General features: G+C 70.7%; 15 protein-coding genes. 13 read left to right on the top strand and 2 right to left on the bottom strand.

The features are described 5' to 3' along the window. Window positions 1-4: 4 nt before the first annotated feature. Window positions 5-649: a helix-turn-helix transcriptional regulator gene (locus FHS23_RS03550; RefSeq protein ID WP_183647648.1), complete on the bottom strand. Its 645-nt coding sequence runs from the start codon at window positions 647-649 to the stop codon at window positions 5-7. 263 nt (window positions 650-912) lie between these two features. On the opposite strand from FHS23_RS03550, the gene FHS23_RS23060 reads away from it, so the two are divergent. The 3 genes from FHS23_RS23060 to FHS23_RS03535 all read left to right on the top strand — a co-directional run bounded on the left by FHS23_RS23060 (window position 913) and on the right by FHS23_RS03535 (window position 6,652). Further along, window positions 913-1,332 carry a DUF5318 family protein gene (locus FHS23_RS23060; RefSeq protein ID WP_183647645.1) on the top strand — a complete coding sequence of 140 codons (420 nt, stop codon included), beginning with the start codon at window positions 913-915 and terminating at the stop codon, window positions 1,330-1,332. 114 nt (window positions 1,333-1,446) lie between these two features. Next, window positions 1,447-4,719, top strand: a complete 3,273-nt coding sequence (locus tag FHS23_RS03540) for a transglycosylase domain-containing protein (RefSeq protein WP_183647642.1) — start codon at window positions 1,447-1,449, stop codon at window positions 4,717-4,719. Between the two features lie 355 nt (window positions 4,720-5,074). Next, a complete protein-coding gene (locus FHS23_RS03535; protein WP_343053745.1) occupies window positions 5,075-6,652 on the top strand; it encodes a glycosyltransferase family 87 protein in 1,578 nt (525 codons plus the stop codon). Between the two features lie 1,353 nt (window positions 6,653-8,005). Here FHS23_RS03535 and FHS23_RS03525 read toward each other — a convergent pair. Further along, complete coding sequence (locus FHS23_RS03525) at window positions 8,006-8,770, bottom strand: deoxyribonuclease IV (protein WP_183647639.1); 765 nt, start codon at window positions 8,768-8,770, stop codon at window positions 8,006-8,008. A gap of 143 nt (window positions 8,771-8,913) precedes the next feature. Here FHS23_RS03525 and FHS23_RS03520 point away from each other — a divergent pair, with 143 nt between their 5' ends. The 10 genes from FHS23_RS03520 to FHS23_RS23505 all read left to right on the top strand — a co-directional run bounded on the left by FHS23_RS03520 (window position 8,914) and on the right by FHS23_RS23505 (window position 17,047). After that, complete coding sequence (locus FHS23_RS03520) at window positions 8,914-9,936, top strand: hypothetical protein (protein ID WP_183647635.1); 1,023 nt, start codon at window positions 8,914-8,916, stop codon at window positions 9,934-9,936. Window positions 9,937-10,006: 70 nt separating this feature from the next. Next, on the top strand, window positions 10,007-11,158 hold the full coding sequence (locus FHS23_RS03515; protein ID WP_183647632.1) for a hypothetical protein: 1,152 nt from the start codon (window positions 10,007-10,009) through the stop codon (window positions 11,156-11,158). 180 nt (window positions 11,159-11,338) lie between these two features. Further along, window positions 11,339-12,292: a hypothetical protein gene (locus FHS23_RS03510; protein WP_183647629.1), complete on the top strand. Its 954-nt coding sequence runs from the start codon at window positions 11,339-11,341 to the stop codon at window positions 12,290-12,292. 171 nt (window positions 12,293-12,463) lie between these two features. Then, window positions 12,464-12,796 (top strand): 30S ribosomal protein S6, encoded by a 333-nt coding sequence (gene rpsF / locus FHS23_RS03505; RefSeq protein WP_183647626.1) that lies wholly within the window; start codon window positions 12,464-12,466, stop codon window positions 12,794-12,796. A 10-nt stretch (window positions 12,797-12,806) separates the two neighbouring features. After that, window positions 12,807-13,313, top strand: a complete 507-nt coding sequence (locus FHS23_RS03500) for a single-stranded DNA-binding protein (protein ID WP_183647623.1) — start codon at window positions 12,807-12,809, stop codon at window positions 13,311-13,313. Window positions 13,314-13,372: 59 nt separating this feature from the next. Next, window positions 13,373-13,621, top strand: coding sequence for a 30S ribosomal protein S18 (gene rpsR / locus FHS23_RS03495; protein WP_183647620.1), 249 nt, complete (start codon window positions 13,373-13,375; stop codon window positions 13,619-13,621). A 14-nt stretch (window positions 13,622-13,635) separates the two neighbouring features. Further along, a complete protein-coding gene (rplI, locus tag FHS23_RS03490) occupies window positions 13,636-14,091 on the top strand; it encodes a 50S ribosomal protein L9 (RefSeq protein WP_183647616.1) in 456 nt (151 codons plus the stop codon). Between the two features lie 286 nt (window positions 14,092-14,377). Beyond that, entirely contained in the window at window positions 14,378-14,815 is a 438-nt protein-coding gene (locus FHS23_RS03485) for a hypothetical protein (protein WP_183647613.1), read from the top strand. After that, a complete protein-coding gene (locus FHS23_RS03480) occupies window positions 14,812-15,453 on the top strand; it encodes a DUF3558 domain-containing protein (RefSeq protein ID WP_183647610.1) in 642 nt (213 codons plus the stop codon). Before FHS23_RS03485 ends, FHS23_RS03480 begins: the two co-directional genes overlap by 4 nt. Before the next feature lie 61 nt (window positions 15,454-15,514). After that, window positions 15,515-17,047 carry a PPE domain-containing protein gene (locus tag FHS23_RS23505; RefSeq protein WP_183647607.1) on the top strand — a complete coding sequence of 511 codons (1,533 nt, stop codon included), beginning with the start codon at window positions 15,515-15,517 and terminating at the stop codon, window positions 17,045-17,047. The last annotated feature ends 12 nt before the right edge of the window (window positions 17,048-17,059 follow it).

Here is a 17,059-nt window from a genome sequence, read left to right as displayed (position 1 = left end):
TCCCTTACTCGTGTTCCGTACTACCTGGGTCACGCCGAGTGGTCGCCTGTGTCGACGTCTCCTGCTCGGCCTTTTCATGCGCGATGAGCTCGTTGAGCCAGCGCACCTCCCGCTCGCTGGTCTCGAGTCCCAACTCGTGCAGCTCGCGGGTATAGCGATCGATCTTTTCCTCGGCCCTGGCCAGCGCTGCCCGAAGACCTTCGCGACGTTCCTCGACCCGCCTGCGCCTGCCCTCCAGAATCCGCATGCGGACATCGGCGGGCGTGCGTGAGAAGAACGTCAGGTGGACGCCGAATCCCTCGTCGTCCCATGTCTGAGGACCCGCGTCGGCGAGCAGTTCGGCGAACCGCTCCTTGCCCTCCGCCGTGAGCTTGTACACGCGCTTGGACTTGCTCGCCCTGCGGTTCCACGGCGTCGTGGCAGAAGCGTGTGCTGCCTGCGCGGGGCCGCTCGCCGAGCCGGCCGCGGCGTCCACCTCGGCCGTGTCCTCGGCGATCCAGCCGGCCCGCTGCATCCGGCGCAGTGTCGGATACAGCGATCCGTAGCTGAACGTGCGGAACATCCCCAACGACTCGTGGAGACGTTTCCGCAGCACATAGCCGTGCATGGGCGCCTCGTGCAACAGGCCGAGAATTGCGAACTCGAGCACACGGGCACCCCCTTCGGGAACGAATCGACGTCGACCGGCGTTTCGCCGTGCCGGATCGACAGGCCGGATGACTACGACCCAATGTACCGCCTCACTATATCGCGTTGATACATCGCAGTGGCGCAGCTAACCGCTCGGCTACCCACATAGGGGCCAACCGTCACCCGACCGTTACCCGATTCAACGGCGTGTCGCCTCGCCGCCGCCGATCCGTTCGACGAACGGCCCGTGGCCAATCATCGGGAACCACGTACTCTGTTGAGGTGCAGAACCAGCGGCAAGTCGTCGACTACGCGCTCCAGCGCCGTGCGTTGCTGGCCGAGTTCCGGACCGGACGGGCCAGCACCATGGACGTGTGCGACGCCACCCCGCAGTTGCGGCAGGCCGCCGAGTTCCACGGCGTGCCTGTCGACGACGCCTGTCCCGTATGCGGCAAACACGCGATGGCGCAGGTCAGCTGGGTGTTCGGCGACGAGCTCAAGCACGCAGCGGGTTCGGCGAGGAAGCCGGACGAACTCGAGCGCATGGCCTCGCTTTTCGCCGAGTTCACCGTCTACGTCGTAGAGGTCTGCCGGGCGTGTGCGTGGAACCACCTGGTGCTCTCATACGTCCTGGGGACGGCCGAGACACCGGAGCGGGCTCCCCGCACTACACGGAACACACGGAGGACCGCGGGACAGTGACGACGTGACGACCGCGACCATGCGGCCGGGGACCGAGTGCCCCCGGCCGCTCACACGAGAGGGTTGGGTCCGCAGAACGGCGTTCCCCGACGCGCCGATCTGGGAGGGTCTTGAGTGAACGACCAGGGAAATCACGGCTGGCCGGACGAAGAACCGGGCCACCCACGGCAGCCCCGGCACCCCGAAGCCGGTGACGCTCCGCAGTGGCCCGGTGACGGAGCGGACGAACCGCCGAGACCTCCGCGTCCGCCGCGGAACGCACCGCAGGGGGACCAGCCCCGCAGGCCGCAGCGGCCTCCGCAACAACCCCCACAGCAGCCTCCACAGCAGCCCCCGCAACGGCCGCCACGACAGCAGCGACCGCCGCAGGACGGACAGCAGCCACCCCGTGGCCAGCGCCCGCCCGAGGAGCATGGTCAGCAGCCGCCCCGCAGGCCCGGCCAGCCGGACCAGCAGGGCCGGCCACAGGCGGGCAGACCACCGCGGCAGCCGCAGCAGCCCGGACAGTCCCGTAACCCCGGTCAGCACCCGCCGCCCCAGCAGCCGCCGCCCCAGCCCTCGCAGTCTCAGCGCCCGCCCGAGCGACAGGGCAGGCAACACCCCGAGGCGGACCGCGACGCCGCGGGCCGTCCGGTGGGTCCGCAGCAGGACCCGCGGCGCAGGCAGGGCCCGCCACCCGGTGGTCCCGACCAGCCGCGGCGTGAACAGCGTGGTCCGGACGAGCTGCGTCACGAGCAACAGCAACACGGCGAACAGGCACCCGGTACGCGCCGCCCAGATCAGCAACGTCGTCCGGACCAGCAAGGTCGCCCCGACGATCGCCGCAGGCCCGACGACCGGCGCCTCGAAGGCAGGCCGGGGGAACGCCCCCAGAGCCGCCCCGGCGCCGGTGCGGCCGGTGCCGGCGCTGCCGGGGCCGCCGCGGGCGGCTACGCCGCGCACGCGTCCGAGGACGCCGACCCGGGGCTGATCACGCACCAGGGCTACGGAAGGCGCGACTACTCGGACCCGTACGGCCACACGGCGTACCGGGCCGACCCGCTCACCGGTGCCTACGATCAGGACGGTTTCTCCGACGAGACCGTGGTCGCGTCGTCCCACGCCGAGGGCGGCGTCGACGACCCGGACGAGGAGGAGCCGACGGACCGCAAGGGCAAGAAGCTCCTCACACCCGCCCAGCGCAAGAAGCGCCGCTGGCGGAGGATCCGGCGCGGCGCCTACGCCTGCGTCGGCCTGTTCGTCGTGCTTCCGGCCATCGCGTTCGTCGTGACGTATTTCCTGGTGGACGTGCCGACCCCGGAAGAGGTCGCCGCCGAGCAGGGCAAGGTCGTCAACTACTACTACGCGGGCGGCGAGAAGATGGCCGAGGAGGCGCCTCCCCAGGGCAGGCGCGTCATCCTGCAGCCGGAAGACATCCCCGACACGGTCAAACACGCGGCGTATGCGGCCGAGGACGCAACGTTCGAGACCAACTCGGGTTTCGACGTCACCGGCATCCTGCGCGCGGTGTGGAACCAGGCCACGGGCGGGACCGGCGGTGGTTCGACCATCAGCCAGCAGTACGTCAAGGTCGCGACCAACAACGACGAATACTCGTACACGCGGAAATGGACCGAGCTCGTCAAGTCGTTCAAGATGAACAACGAGCAGTCCAAGGAAGAGATCATCACCGCGTACCTGAACACCATCTACTTCGGACGCGGTGCGTACGGCATCGAGACGGCGGCGCAGTCGTACTACGGCAAGAGCGCCAAGGACCTCAACGCCTCGGAGGCGGCGCTGCTCGCCGGCATGATCCAGCAGCCGGGCCGCGTCGAGGACGAACAGGTCCGCGAGCAGCGCTGGTCCTACGTGATGGACCAGATGGCCGCCAACGGCTGGGTGTCCAAGCAGGAGCGGAACGCGGCGCAGGCGCCGGAGTTGATCCCCGACGAGAAGGCCAGGCCGGAGGCGCTGACGGGCGCCGACGCGTTCATCAAGAACCGCGTCATGGCCGAGCTGGCTGCGAAGGGCTACTCCCAGGAGAAGATCCAGACCGGCGGCTACAAGATCTACACCACCATCGACAAGCGGGCCCAGAAGGCTGCCAAGGAGTCCGTCAACGAGGTGATGAAGGGCGAGCCGAAGGAGCTCCGCAAGGCTCTCGTCGCCGTCGACCCGAAGGGCGGCGGGGTCCGTGCCTACTACGGCGGCCCGAACGAGCCCGGCGTCGACGAGGTGGACTGGGGCAACGTGCAGCGCAACCCAGGGTCGTCGTTCAAGCCGTTCGACTTCACCGCGTTGCTGCAACAGGGCGAGAAGGGCCTCTACTCGACCTACGACGGCAGTTCGCCGCGGCAGTTCGGCAGGGTCACCGTCGGCAACTCCAGTGGCGTGCAGTGCAACCCGTGCACCGTCCGCGAGGCGATGGAACGCTCCATCAACACCGTGTTCTACGACATGGTGACCAACGACGTCGGCCCCCGTGCGGTGGCCGAGGCCGCGAAGGCCGCGGGCATCCCGGAGAAGCACGGCAAGAAGCCGACGATGGCCAGCCTCGACGGCAACATCGCCATCGGCGGTGGGCAGACCCAGGTCACGCCCACCGACATGGCGGGCGCGTACGCGACGTTCGCGGCCGACGGCATCCAGCGCGACACCCACTTCGTGGCGAAGCTGGAGACATCCGACGGCGAGGTGCTGTTCGACGAGACCACGCCTGCCGCGAAGAAGGGTGAGCAGGCGTTCGACTCCGACCCGGAGAAGAACCGGCAGATCTCACGCAACGTGACCGAGTCGATGCTCGACGTGCTGCCCGGTTCGGACCTGTCGTGCCCCGGCGACCACGCGTGCGCAGGCAAGACCGGTACGCACCAGTACGACCAGGGCGACGTCGAGTCCGACGAGAACTCGCAGGCCTGGATGGTCGGCTACTCGCCGCAGATCTCGGCGGCCGCGTGGGTCGGTACGGGCCGGGGTGAGCCGATCCAGGACGCCAACGGCAGCCCGATCTACGGCAGCGGCCTACCGGGGTCGATCTGGGAAGAGTTCATGACCCGGTACCTCGAACCGCTCGATCCGGAGAAGTTCAGCGAACTCACGTCCGACGAGGTCTTCGGGCCCGCGCAGGCGCCGGTCACCGACGACTCGTCGCCCACACAGGAGGAGCCGCCCGAGCCCACCTCCAGCGAGGAGTCGACCAGCAGCCAGGAGTCGAGCAGCACTCCGTCCCGGCCTTCGCAGCCGTCGGAGCCGCCGTCGCACGGGCGGCCGTCCGAGCCGAGTTCCCCGGCGGAGCCCACCGAGAGTGAGGACGACGGCGGCGGCTGGCTGGGCGGCGGCGCGGACGACCCGGACACCGCCAACGGCAACGGCAACGGCAACGGCGGCGGGCCACCGGGCGGCTGATCCACCGGGCGGCTGATCCACCGGGCGGCTGATCCACCGCGGCACGGGCCGACCGAGCCGCCACGCGCCCGCCCGGGTCCTGGTTGTCGTCCGGACCAGGGCCCGGGGGCGCACGGCCGCATCGCGGGGGACGCATTACAGGAGCGTCACCGCTACTGCTTGTAACATCCGACGCGTGCCCAGCGATTTGCCTTCTTCCTCGTCGCACGCCGGTTCGGCGGGCCGACCGGACGCCGGCTCCGACGACGCGGACCGGGCGGGCACAGCCTTCCCCGCGGAGCACGAGCGGGCGGCAACGCCGACCGGCGAGCGAGCGGGCACCCCGGAAACGGCGTCGCTCGACCCGTCGCAGCGGGTGATCCCAAGCCACACCGATCCGCTGGCCGAGCAGGCCACGACGCCGCTGGGCGGGCCGCTCGGCGAGCACGCCGCCGTGGGCAGGCACTGGTTCTGGTCGCCGCTGCGAGTCGGACTGCTGCTCGGCGTGCTCGCACTGATGCTGTCGTGGTTCGGCAAGGCGGCGTGCATCCAGCAGTACGAGGACTCCGCGGGCAATCTGCAGCTGGACTGGCAGTCGAACCGTCAATACGTGGCGATGTGTTATTCGGACATCGTCCCGCTGTACTCGGCGGAACGGCTCGACCGGAGCGACACGTTCCCCTACGTGACGCACTGGAGCGAGGAGGTCTCCGAAGGCGACTTCCAGCGCCGCTACATGGAGTACCCGGTGCTGACCGGCCTGTTCCAATGGGTCAACGCGAAGCTCACGCACGGCTGGGTCGGCGTCGCCGACAAGGGACTGCTGCCGGGCGCATTGCCGGTCGCGGTGTACTTCAACATCACGGCACTGTTCCTGGCCGCCGCCTGGTTGACGACGATCTGGGCCACCGCGCGGATCGCCCGCCGCAGACCGTGGGACGCGGTGCTGGTGGCGGTCTCGCCGCTGATCATCGTGCACGCGTTCACCAACTTCGACACGGTCGCGGTGGCGCTGGCCATGTGCGGCCTGCTCGCCTGGGCACGCCACAGACCCGTGGCGGCGGGCGTACTCCTCGGTCTCGGCGCGGCGGCGAAGCTGTATCCACTGTTCCTGCTCGGGCCACTGCTGGTGCTGTGTATCCGGGCGGGCAGAACCGGCGACTGGTTGAAGGCGACGCTGGCCACGGCGGGAACCTGGCTGGCGGTGAACCTGCCGTTCCTGGCCGCGTTCACCGAGGGCTGGCGCGAGTTCTTCCGCCTCAACACCGAACGCGCCATGGATCCGGACTCGATCTACAACGTGATCTCCCACTTCACGGGCTGGGTCGGGTTCGACGGGCCGCTCGAAGCGGGCGAGACACCGAGCGTGCTCAACACCGTCAGCGGCGCGCTGTTCCTACTGGGCTGCCTCGGGGTGGCGTACGTGGCGCTGACGGCACCGCGACGGCCGCGGCTGGCACAACTGTGCTTCCTCGTCGTGGCGGTGTTCCTGCTGACGAACAAGGTGTGGAGCCCGCAGTACTCGCTGTGGCTGGTGCCGCTGGCCGTCCTCGCGATCCCGCGTTGGCGTCTGCTGCTGAGCTGGATGCTCATCGACGCCCTCGTGTGGGCACCGCGAATGCTGTCGTACGTCGACGTCTCCGAGAAGGGCCTGCCCGACGACTGGTTCCTGGCCACGGTCGTCGTGCGTGACCTGATGGTCGTCGCGCTGTGCGTGCTGATCGTGCGCGAGATCTACCGGCCGTCGGCGGATCAGGTGCGCTGCCCGTCCGGGCCGGGTTCCGGGGACGACGACCCGCTGGGCGGTGTGCTGTCGGGATCGCGGGACGCCGTGGTCCTGCCGGGGTTGTCGACGCTGGTGCGCCGCCGGCCCGCACGGTCGTCGTCGGAGTCGCGGGACGCGGGCCCGCGGGCCCCCGATCCACCGGGCCCCGGCGGTTCGAACGGCAGGTAGCCCCGCGGCGGAAGCCGTGCGGGACGGTGGTCGGTGACCGCGCGGGCGCCGAGGAACGCCACGAACAGGCCTGCCAGCAGCGCCGCCCTGCCCCAGACTCCGATGACGACGGCCTGTGCCGCGAACCCGTCGGCGATCGACTGTTGGAAGTCGCCGTACCAGCGGAAGATGCCGATCCCGAGCGCCACGTCCGCGGCGAGGTAGGCCGCGATCCAACCCCATCGCACCCGCAGCAACACGAACATCGGCAGCAGCCACAACGTGTACTGCGGCGAGTGCACCTTGTGCAGCAGCAGGAACCCGCACAGCGCGGCCGCGCACACCTGCAACAGGGGGAACTCGCCGTCGCGCTGGGCGCGGTCCCAGCCGACACCGCAGGCGAGCGCCAACGCGGTCAGCACGGCAAGCGGTGACGCGACGTCGGTGAACTGCTGGAACGCCACGTCACCGGAGAACAGGTGCCGCACGCCCCAGTACCAGATCGAGTTCGACGTGCCGTCCGCTTCGCGCTGTCCCTGGAACTCGATCGACGCCCACCAGCCGTCGAAACCGGCCAGTACGAACGGCAGGTTCACGGCTGCCACGACGCCGCCCGCCAGCAGCGGCACCCGCAGCGGCACCCGCAGCGCCTCCCGCACCCCGCGGCGCGGGCCGTCGGTGCGTCTGCTCTCGACGTAGACATACAGCGCCAGGGGCACCACGAACAGCCCCGGATACAGCTTCAACGCCGTCCCGACGCCGAGCAGCACCGCCGCCCACCCCGCACGGCTGCGCAGTGAACCGCGAGTGCGCTGCACCACGAAGAACGCAGCCACCGACGCGGCGACCACCGCCAGGTCCCAGTTGTGGAACGCGTACAGCACCAGCGGCGGCCCGAGCGCCCACAGCAACGCCCGCCATCCGGCGAGTCGGCCCAGCATCCACGCCGTGACCAGGCCGAACGGGGCGAGCAACGCGGCCGACCCCAGCAGGAACTCGGCGTCGGTGTCGGCGAAGGCGGCGCCCGCCCAGACGAGCGTCCCGGTCAGCACCGGGTACTCGAGCGTGCCGCCGACCAGCTGCCCCTCGGCCGTGATGTCGCCGTGGACGTAGGGGAGGACGTGCTTGTCGACGTCCCGGCCCAGCCAGAGGAACTGGATGTCCGAATAGCACGCGTCGTGGTAGTTGCGCTCGGCGTAGTTCGGCGTGCTGCGGCCGTTCTCGTCGAACGCCGGACCGGTGCAGCGGTGCTTGTTCAGCAGCCCCAGCACCAGGGTGATGCCGCACAGCAGGATGGCCGCCGCGGCCGCGGCTCGCGTGGCCGGCGACGGGCCGAACCCCGTGGTCGAGACCCCGGTGTCGCCGGGCGGGCCGTCATCCGCGGAGGTATGCGATGTCGTCTCGCTGGCCATCCGGTGGAGTCTCCACGATCACCGGCGCCTGCGCGGCGAGCGCCACGGCACGCAGCACCTCGGCGTCGATCGTGCCCTCCGCGCCGACGACGTTCGCGTGCCGGTCACGCTGCGAACCCGCCTCGTCGCGGGAGTTGTTCAGGTGCACCAGATCGATCCGTCCGGTGATCGCCATGACGTCGTCCACGACGGTCGTCAGATCCCAGCCCGCCGCATGCGCGTGACACGTGTCGAGGCAGAAGCCGGCGCCCAGCTCGCCGACCGCGTCCCACAGCCGCGCCAGCATCTCCAGGTCACGCGTCATGGCGCTGTCACCGCCCGCGGTGTTCTCGATGAGGATCGGCACGTCGAACGACGAGCGCTCGAACAGCTTCCGCCAGTTCGCGACGCCCTCGGCCGGATCCTCGCCCTTGCGGACGTGCCCGCCGTGCACGACGAGTCCCCGGGCACCGACCGTCGCGGCCGCCTCCGCGTGCTGCGTCACGCCCTTGCGCGACGGGATGCGGATCCGGTTGTTCAGCGACGCCACGTTCAGTACGTACGGCGAGTGGATGAACACCTCGACGTCGCTCGCGGCCAGGTCCTCGGCGTGCGGATGCGGCTGCGGCTTCTTCCACCCCTGCGGATCCGCGAGGAAGAACTGGACGGCGTCCGCGCCTACCTCACCCGCCGTGGTCAGTGGATCGTCATCCCGGACGTGCGCCCCGACACGCGTTGCGAGCTCCATCGTCCGAGGGTATCGACCACCCACGACACCCATCGAGTACCTTCACCCGTGACGACACCGATCGCTGGGCGCGGTACGCAGAGTGATCGGCCGCGGCGACCGCAGCAAGCGAACGGCAAGGCAGTGGAACGAGGGTGGGGCTCGTGAGGATCGTCCGGAAAACGGCGCGTGGGGGCGTCGTGCGCACGGGCGTCGTGACGGCGGCGGCCGGTGTCGCCGTGTTCGGTTTCGGCGGGGTGGCTCAGGCGGCGGAGGGCGATGTCGAGGCCGGTGTCGAGACCGGTGGTGTCGACGGCGGCCGTGTCTCGAGCTCCACACTGTCGGAACCCCGTGACGCCATCTCCGGGGACAGCACCTCCCAGGACAGCGCACGCGACGACGACACCACGCGTGACGACCGTGCACGTGAGGACCGTGCACGTCAGGACACCGCACCGAAGGTCATCGACGGCGAGTGCGACTCCACTCTCAAAGGCGACGACGGCGAACCGCTGACCGTGGACGCCGGGGCCGCGGCGGGCGCCGAGGGACTCGCCGGCATCGGCACCGGGTCGGAGGCCGAGGACACGCTCGTGTCGCTGCCGTTGAAGGAGACCCTCGCGACCCTGGGCGTGAACGAGACCGGCCTCGTCGTCGACTCGCTCGGCCAGGTGTGCGACACCACCCGGCGCACCGTCAACACGCTCGGCGCGACGACCCACGGGCTCACCGACGGCCTCACCCCCGAGGAACCGGCGCCGGAGGAACCCGCTGACCCCGAACAACCCGGCGAGCCGCAACCCGACCCGCAGCCCGAGCCCGACCCGGAACGTCCCGGCACCGATCCGGGCGAGGACGAGTCCGGTGCGGACGTCCCGCCGGTGCCGGATGCTCCGGCGCCGCCGCCGGCCGACCAGGACGTGCTCGCCCAGCCGCTCAGCCCGGTGGAGCTGCCGCCGTCCGCGGACGTCACCGTGCCGAAGGCGCCCGTCGGCCCGGGCATGGACGTGCCGAACCAGGGCAGCAGGCCGGGTGCGCAGGAGAACACCACGCGCAAGTCCGGGACGGCCCGCGCGTTGCCGCAGGCCTCCGAGACCGACCGCCTGCCGCTGGCACTGTCGGTCGGTGCGCTGCTGCTGGTCGTGGCGGGTCTGAGCAGGGCGTGGGTCGCCCGTAAGAACGCCTGATCGGAGGGCATGCGTCACGCCTTCCCGTGTGGTTCGTTGTTCCCAGTGAACCGATCTGGGGAGGCCCCCGATGCGCACATCCGGCACCGAGGCCGACGACCGCGCCCACGACGGCCGCGCCCATGAGGACCGCGCCCACGAGGACGGGACCGACCGCGCAGCCGAGCCGACCAAGCGGACGCTGACCTCGACGGTCGCGAAACCGGCCGCGGTCGCCACGGCGGGCCTGGTGCTCGCGGCGACGGCGGGACTCGCCGCCCCGGCGACGGCGGTGGCCGAGACCAAGCAGGTCCGGTGCGGCGGCACCGTCACGGCCGAACCCGGCGACCGGATCCAGGGCATCACCGCGCTCGGCGTGCCGCTCGACCTGGGCGTCGTCACGGACACGATCGGTTCGCTGCTCAGCGGTGTCTGCAAGGTGACGGTCAACGTGGTCGACACCGCGGTGCGGCCGGTTCCCGGCGCAGGCGACCCGGCGGCCGACGCCGTGGGTGACACCGTCGACCGCGTGACCCGCAGCGCGAAGAAGGCCACCGACACGCTCGGCGGGCGCGAGGTCGTCGTCCCCGATCCCGGTGAGGACTCCGACGAACCGTCCGAACCCGCACCCGGCGGCGGCTCGGGTTCCGGCGACGAGCCCGGGGCGGGTTCCGGCGACGGAGCAGGCGGCAACGACGCCGGCGACGACGGCTCCGGTACCGACGACGGCCGGGGGATGCGCGAACCGAACAGCCCGGTCGTGGCGCAGGGCCAGCCGGGGTCCCGTTCCGGCGGCAACGGCAACGGCGATGGCAATGGCAACGGCTACGGCGGCGCCTCGGCGCTGGCGGCACCCGCGGCCATGTCGCCCGAACTGCGGTACGCGGGGATCCCCGTCGCCCGCGGTGCGATGTTCGACGCCGCACCGGGCCTGCGCTACGGCGGCCAGATCCCCGGTTACAACCCGGAGTTCGGCGTACTCGGCAACTCCGACGGCCCGGGCCACCGCACGAACGGCACCGACGGAGCCGCGCGGAACCCCGACGCCGACGGGCAGGCGACCGGCCCCGCGCACGGCAACGCCGACCTGCGCACGGCCGGCGACGCGTCGTCGTTGCCGTCGGCCGCGCCCGAGGACGGGCGCGGTCCCTCGGTGCCGCTGCTGCTGGCCGTGCTCGCGCTGGCGGGCGTCAGCGCGGGTCTGGTGCGTACCTGGGTCCTCCAGCGCGCAACCGCCTCCTGACGCGGGGGAGACCGCCGCCGGCCGTGGCCCACACCACGTCGCCGCCGCGGCGACGAGTGGCTACCGGCCCGTATCCCTCCGCCCACACGGTCGTTTACCTTGATAACGCCTCGCCGTACCGACGCCGATGGCGTCAGGTCCAGGCCGGGCAATGCCGTTCGGAAAGGGATACCGTTCGAAGTGCGTACCAAGACCGTTCTGACCCGTGCGCTGGGTACGGCCGCCGCCACGGCGGTCGCCGCAGGCCTGACCGCGCTGTCCGCGCCTGCCGCCGGTGCCGCCACCCAGACGGTCGTCGACTCGTGCACGTCGACGGCCTCCGCCCCGTCCGGCGCGACGGTGCTGGTCGACGGTGCCTCCCTCAAGGGCCCCGTCGAGCAGGGCGCACGTGAGGCCGACCGCTTCCTGCAGTTCACCTATCCGAAGAACCTCGCCGACGAGATCGGTAAGCACAAGCTCGACGTCGGCACCGTGCCGAACAAGGCCGCGGGGGTCATCGGCGGCGCGGACGTCGCCGATGCGGTCGTCGAGAAGCTGGAAGGGAACCCGGCACTCGGCTGGCCGCACAAGAGGGACGACGTCCTGGCGTCGATCCACCGCAAGGTCGCGGGTGTCTGCGGCCTGTCGGTGGAGTCGACCGACCGCTCGAAGCCCACGAGCTCGCAGCCGCAGCAGTCCCCGAACCGGGGTTCGACCCCGCAGCAGGGCGGCTCCGGTGAGCAACACCAGCAGCCGTCGCAGCCCGTCGAGGGACAGCGCGGCGTGCCCACGACCCCGGACGGTCCGCAGGGCAGCGGCGACGGGTACGCGGCGCCGCGCGACTACAGCAACATCCCTGAGGCGTCCGTGCCGACGCAGGGCAGCGCTGTGCCCCCGGACATGCGGTACTCGCCGCAGGACGGCGTCCCCGGCGCACCCGACTCACCCGAGTACGGCGTGCTGAGCGACGGCGGCATCGGCGAAGGCGGCAAGTCCGGTGCGGGCGACGTGCGCAACGCGGGCAACGCCGACGCGCTCGCCGCCGACGACACGGCGCCGAATCAGGTGCAGCTTCCGATGCTGCTCGCCGTCGTCGCCCTCGCGGGTGTCACGGCAGGCCTCGTCCGCACCTGGGTCCTCCGCAAGACCACCTGACACCCGCCGGGTCGCCAACGCCCCCAGGCGACATCACTGCGGAGGAGCTCCGCTGCGGTGACCGGACCCGGAGCCGGTTCTGTCGGCCCGCCCGGCTAGACTGGCCGTTCGACATTGCCCTCCTGCCACGGATCGTCCGTGGCCGCCCGAGCCCATAGGAGGTGAGTGGTTGTGTCACGCCATTACGAGGTAATGGTCATCCTCGACCCGTCGCTCGACGAGCGGACGGTCGCGCCCACCCTGGAGAACTTCCTCAAGGTCATCCGCAACGCGGGTGGCAGCGTGGAGAACGTCGACATCTGGGGTCGTCGCAGGCTCTCGTACGAGATCAACAAGAACGCCGAGGGCATCTACGCCGTGCTCGAGCTGATCTCCGAGCCGGACGACGTCAAGGAGCTCGACCGGCAGCTGTCGCTGCAGGAGACCGTGCTGCGCACCAAGGTGGTCCGCCGCCAGGAAGTGCGCGGAGCCAAGCGCGCCGCGAAGATCGCCGCGAAGGCCTGAGGCGATAGCCATGGCCGGAGACACCATCATCACGGTGGTCGGCAACCTGACCGCGGACCCGGAACTCCGGTTCACGCCGTCCGGCGCCGCCGTTGCGAACTTCACCGTCGCCTCCACCCCGCGCCAGTTCGACCGGCAGAGCGGTGAGTGGAAGGACGGCGAGGCGCTGTTCCTGCGCTGCAACATCTGGCGCCAGGCCGCGGAGAACGTCGCCGAGACGCTCACGCGGGGCGCCCGGGTCATCGTGCAGGGCCGGCTCAAGCAGCGGTCGTTCGAGACCAAGGAAGGCGAGAAGCGCACCGTCGTGGAGCTCGAGGTCGACGAGATCGGCCCGTCCCTGCGGTACGCGACGGCCAAGGTCAACAAGGTCAGCCGCGGCGGTGGCGGCGGCGGTTTCGGTGGCGGAGGTGCTGCGGCGCCCGCGGCCGCCGGCTCCGGTGCGCCCGCCGACGACCCGTGGGGCAGCGCGCCTCCCGCCGGCGGCGGTGGCGGCTTCTCCGACGAGCCGCCCTTCTGAGGCCGCGCTCGCCAGTCCCGACATCAGCAACCACGCACTAAGTTCCCCAGGAGTACACAGTGGCCAAGCCACCGGTTCGTAAGCCGAAGAAGAAGGTCTGCGTCTTCTGCAAGGCCATCAAGCAGGGTCAGCCCGAGGCCATCGACTACAAGGACACCAACCTGCTGCGGAAGTACATCTCCGACCGCGGCAAGATCCGTGCCCGCCGAGTCACCGGTAACTGCAGCCAGCACCAGCGCGACGTCGCCATCGCGGTGAAGAACTCGCGCGAGATGGCGCTGCTGCCCTACACCTCGACCGCGCGCTGAGAAGGGAGTCAGTCATGGCGAAGATCATCCTGACGACCGACGTCGACCATCTGGGCGGTCCCGGCGACATCGTCGAGGTCAAGGACGGCTACGCGCGCAACTACCTGCTGCCGCGCGGCTACGCGATCCCGTCGTCGAAGGGCGCGGAGAAGAACGTCCGCACCATCCGCCGTGCCCAGGAGGCCCGCCGGATCCGCGACCTGGACCACGCCAAGGAGCTGAAGACGCAGCTCGAGGGTCTGGGCCACATCGCGGTCGCGGCCAAGGCGTCCGAGGGATCGAAGAAGCTGTTCGGTTCGGTCACCCCGGCCGACATCGTCGGCGCGATCAAGGCCGCGGGCGGCCCGCTGCTCGACAAGCGGGTCATCCACGTCGACGGCCACATCAAGACCGTCGGCAAGCACGCCGTCACGGCCCGTCTCCACCCCGACGTGAAGGCGGACGTGAAGCTGGACGTGCAGCCCAAGTAAGCACGGCTCACACCCACGAGTGGCGGGTCCTCCGATACGGAGGGCCCGCCACTCGTCGTTGGTCGGCCCGCCCTCCGCCCGGGTGAACACCGCGTGAACCACCCTCGCGGATGCCCAGCTTGCGGGCCATTTCCCGTGGTCTCGGAAAGATCTCCGAAAGTGGAGGAAACCTTTCCGCTGCCAGAATCGTCCTACTTTCGACACGGTTGACGCCCTCGGCGGGGGCGTGAAGCTTGCGGACAGGCGGTGTCGAACCGCGCTGGCCGGCGAGAGGAAGGGGCAGGACGTGGAAGCGCAAATGGCCGGCGGTGGCATGTCGCGGATGCCGACACCGATGGTGCAGATGGCCAAGAGCTCGGCGAGCCTGGGCGCCTTCGCCAAGGCGACGGCGAGCTCGGCGGCCGGCGGTGGCTACTCCTTCAGCCCCGAAGAGATCGATGCGGTGTTGGCGCAGTGGGAGCAACTGCGTGCCGACCTGCGCAGCGACCTCGACGAAGCCAACAAGATCGCGAGCGTGCAGCCCCCGGGCAACGAGCCCGCGAGCAGCACGTTCGTCGGCTCGGCCAACCCGGCCGGGATGGCCCTCCTGCAGCAGACCAAGAGCATGGTCGAGCACACCACCCAGTACATCGACGCGTTGCGGAAGGCCAAGGGCGTCACCGAAGAGGCCGAGGCGCAGGCCGCCGACGACGCGGGCAAGGCGGGCAACGGGGTCCTTGGATGAAACGCCACCCCGCTGGTGCGGTGTTCGCCGCCGCTGTCGCGGGCCTCGTGCTGGCGAGCTGTGGTTCCGAGACCGAGGGTGAAGCGACCGGGGGTGAAGACCCGACGGGGTCCGGAACGTCGGCGGACGCGGCGCCCCCGTCGTCGCCTGCCGGAGACACCGGGGTCCGGGCGCCGCGGGTGAGCGACCCGGTCGACGTCGCGCCGCTCCGACAGGACCCGTGTGCGGCACTGTCGACCGCGCAGACGCGGGAGCGCAACCTCGAACAAGGCGAGTCCGAGGCGATGTCCGACGGTTCGCCGACCTGCATCTACAACTACGCCGACGGGTCGGGCAGCCGGGTTCGGTTCGTCCAGGTGCAGGACTTCACGAACGGTCTGGACGACGTCTACGCCCGCGCGGACGGACTCGCGGTGTTCGAACCAACCGAGGTCGAAGGTCACCCGGCGGTGATCACCCAGACCCATCAGGACGACCGCGACGAAGGCTACTGCGACCTCCAGGTCGGCCTCACCGACGAGTACGTCGTCTCGCTGATGGCGCAGATCTCGGCGAGTAGTGACGACCATCCACAAGGCTGCGAGGTCACCGAAGTACTCGCAGGCGACATGATCCACCACCTTCGTGGTGTCCCGTGACGCGCATGGAACCGCGCGCGAAGACCCCACGTCAGAACCACATCGACCAGAGGAGCCTGAGATGGTGCTGCCAGTTCTCGTTCCGATCGCGGCCGGAGCCACCGGCAGATACGTCGCCGACTCGGTGGCCAACAGCCAGGACGGCCAACAGCAGTTCAGCTCGTCCGGCTGCATCGACGCGCACCAGATCTACCAGGCCATCACGGGCGGCCCCGGCTCGGCGTCGCTGCACGAGGGGCAAGCGGCGACGAGGGTGCTGCAGAGCCGCTACCAGCAGCGCGTGGCGCAGATCCAGCAGCTCGACCAGAAGATGGACGCCGCCTGGACCGGCGAGGGCGCGTCGAGCGCGCGAATGGGCGCCGAGCCGCTGAAGGTCTGGATGGAGGACTCCAACGTCAACCTCGACAAGAGCGGCGTCGTCCTGGAGAACCAGTCGAGCGCGTTCGAGAAGGTCCGCGCGACGGTGCAGCCGCTGCCGAAGAATCCGCCGGAGAGCGGCTTCCTGAACGACATCGCGCCCTGGGAGACCGACACCGACCGCAAGATCCAGGAGTACAACGAGAACGCGAAGCTCAACGTCGCCGCGTTCGAGGCGTACAACAGTCAGAGCACGCACAACGCGGCGCTGATGCCGCAGTTCAGCGAGATGCAGGGCTCGTTCGGCGACGTATCGCTGGCCGAGTCGGGCGTCACCGAGAGCGGTCTCGCGAAGGACTTCGTCCACAACGGAGGCGGCTACGACGACGGGGGCGGCAGCGGTCCGTACCAGCCCGGCCCGATCCAGCCCGGTCCCGGCTATCCACCCGGCGCGCCCGGCCCCGGCACGTCCGGTCCGGGCACTCCCGGGCCCGGCAGCCCCGGACCCGGTACGCCCGGACCCGGTACGCCTGGTCCCGGCAACCCACCGGTCAGCCCCGGTCCCGACTACCCGCCGGGCACGCCCGGACCGGGCACGCCTCCGGTCTATCCGGGGCCCGGTGTCCCGGACCCCGGCCCGCCGATGCCGGGGCCGGACTATCCGCGGATGCCCGGTCCCGACCATCCGGGTCCCGGCGATCCGGACTACCCGTGGATGCCGGGCCCTGGTAACCCGCCGTCGGACGACGGCACCGACTCGTCGGGCTTCGACCCGAGCACCCCGATCGGCAACACGCCGGGCACGGCGGGGCCTGGCTTCGGCCCCGGTGGCAGCGGTGGCGGCGGTAGTTCGTTCGGCCCGGGCGGCGGCGGTGTCGGCGTCGGTTTCGGCCCCGGCACAGGCGCCGGTTACGGACCCGGTGCGGGTTACGGACCCGGTGCGGGTGCCGGTGGCGCGGCCGGTGCCGGAGGTGCCGGCGCGGGCGGAGCCGCGGGTGCGGCCACACGCGGTGGTGCGATGGGCATGGGCGGTGGCGCCATGGGCGGCAGCCCAGGTGCCGCGGGCGCCGCAGGTGCGGCCGGAGGCCGCGGCGGCATGATGCCGATGGGTGCAGGCGGCCGTGGCCAACAGGGCGAGGACGACGAGGAGCATCAGCGCAAGTTCATGATCGACGAGGACGGCGACAAGCTGTTCGGGACCGATCAGAAGACCGCTCCGCCCGTCATCGGCGAATAGCACGCCCGTACG

It is taken from the genome of Prauserella isguenensis, assembly GCF_014191605.1.
In the GTDB taxonomy this organism is placed as follows: Bacteria; Actinomycetota; Actinomycetes; order Mycobacteriales; family Pseudonocardiaceae; genus Prauserella; species Prauserella isguenensis.
The sequence above is the reverse complement of the archived record's forward strand: the minus strand, read 5'-3'. Positions and strand labels throughout refer to the sequence as shown.

Coding starts and splice junctions, on each gene's coding strand:
- FHS23_RS03525 (WP_183647639.1), bottom strand. CDS start 8,770: ATGGAGCTCGCAACGCGTGTCGGGGCGCACGTCCGGGATGACGATCCA.
- FHS23_RS03515 (WP_183647632.1), top strand. CDS start 10,007: ATGCGCACATCCGGCACCGAGGCCGACGACCGCGCCCACGACGGCCGC.
- FHS23_RS03500 (WP_183647623.1), top strand. CDS start 12,807: ATGGCCGGAGACACCATCATCACGGTGGTCGGCAACCTGACCGCGGAC.
- rplI (WP_183647616.1), top strand. CDS start 13,636: ATGGCGAAGATCATCCTGACGACCGACGTCGACCATCTGGGCGGTCCC.
- FHS23_RS03480 (WP_183647610.1), top strand. CDS start 14,812: ATGAAACGCCACCCCGCTGGTGCGGTGTTCGCCGCCGCTGTCGCGGGC.
- FHS23_RS23505 (WP_183647607.1), top strand. CDS start 15,515: ATGGTGCTGCCAGTTCTCGTTCCGATCGCGGCCGGAGCCACCGGCAGA.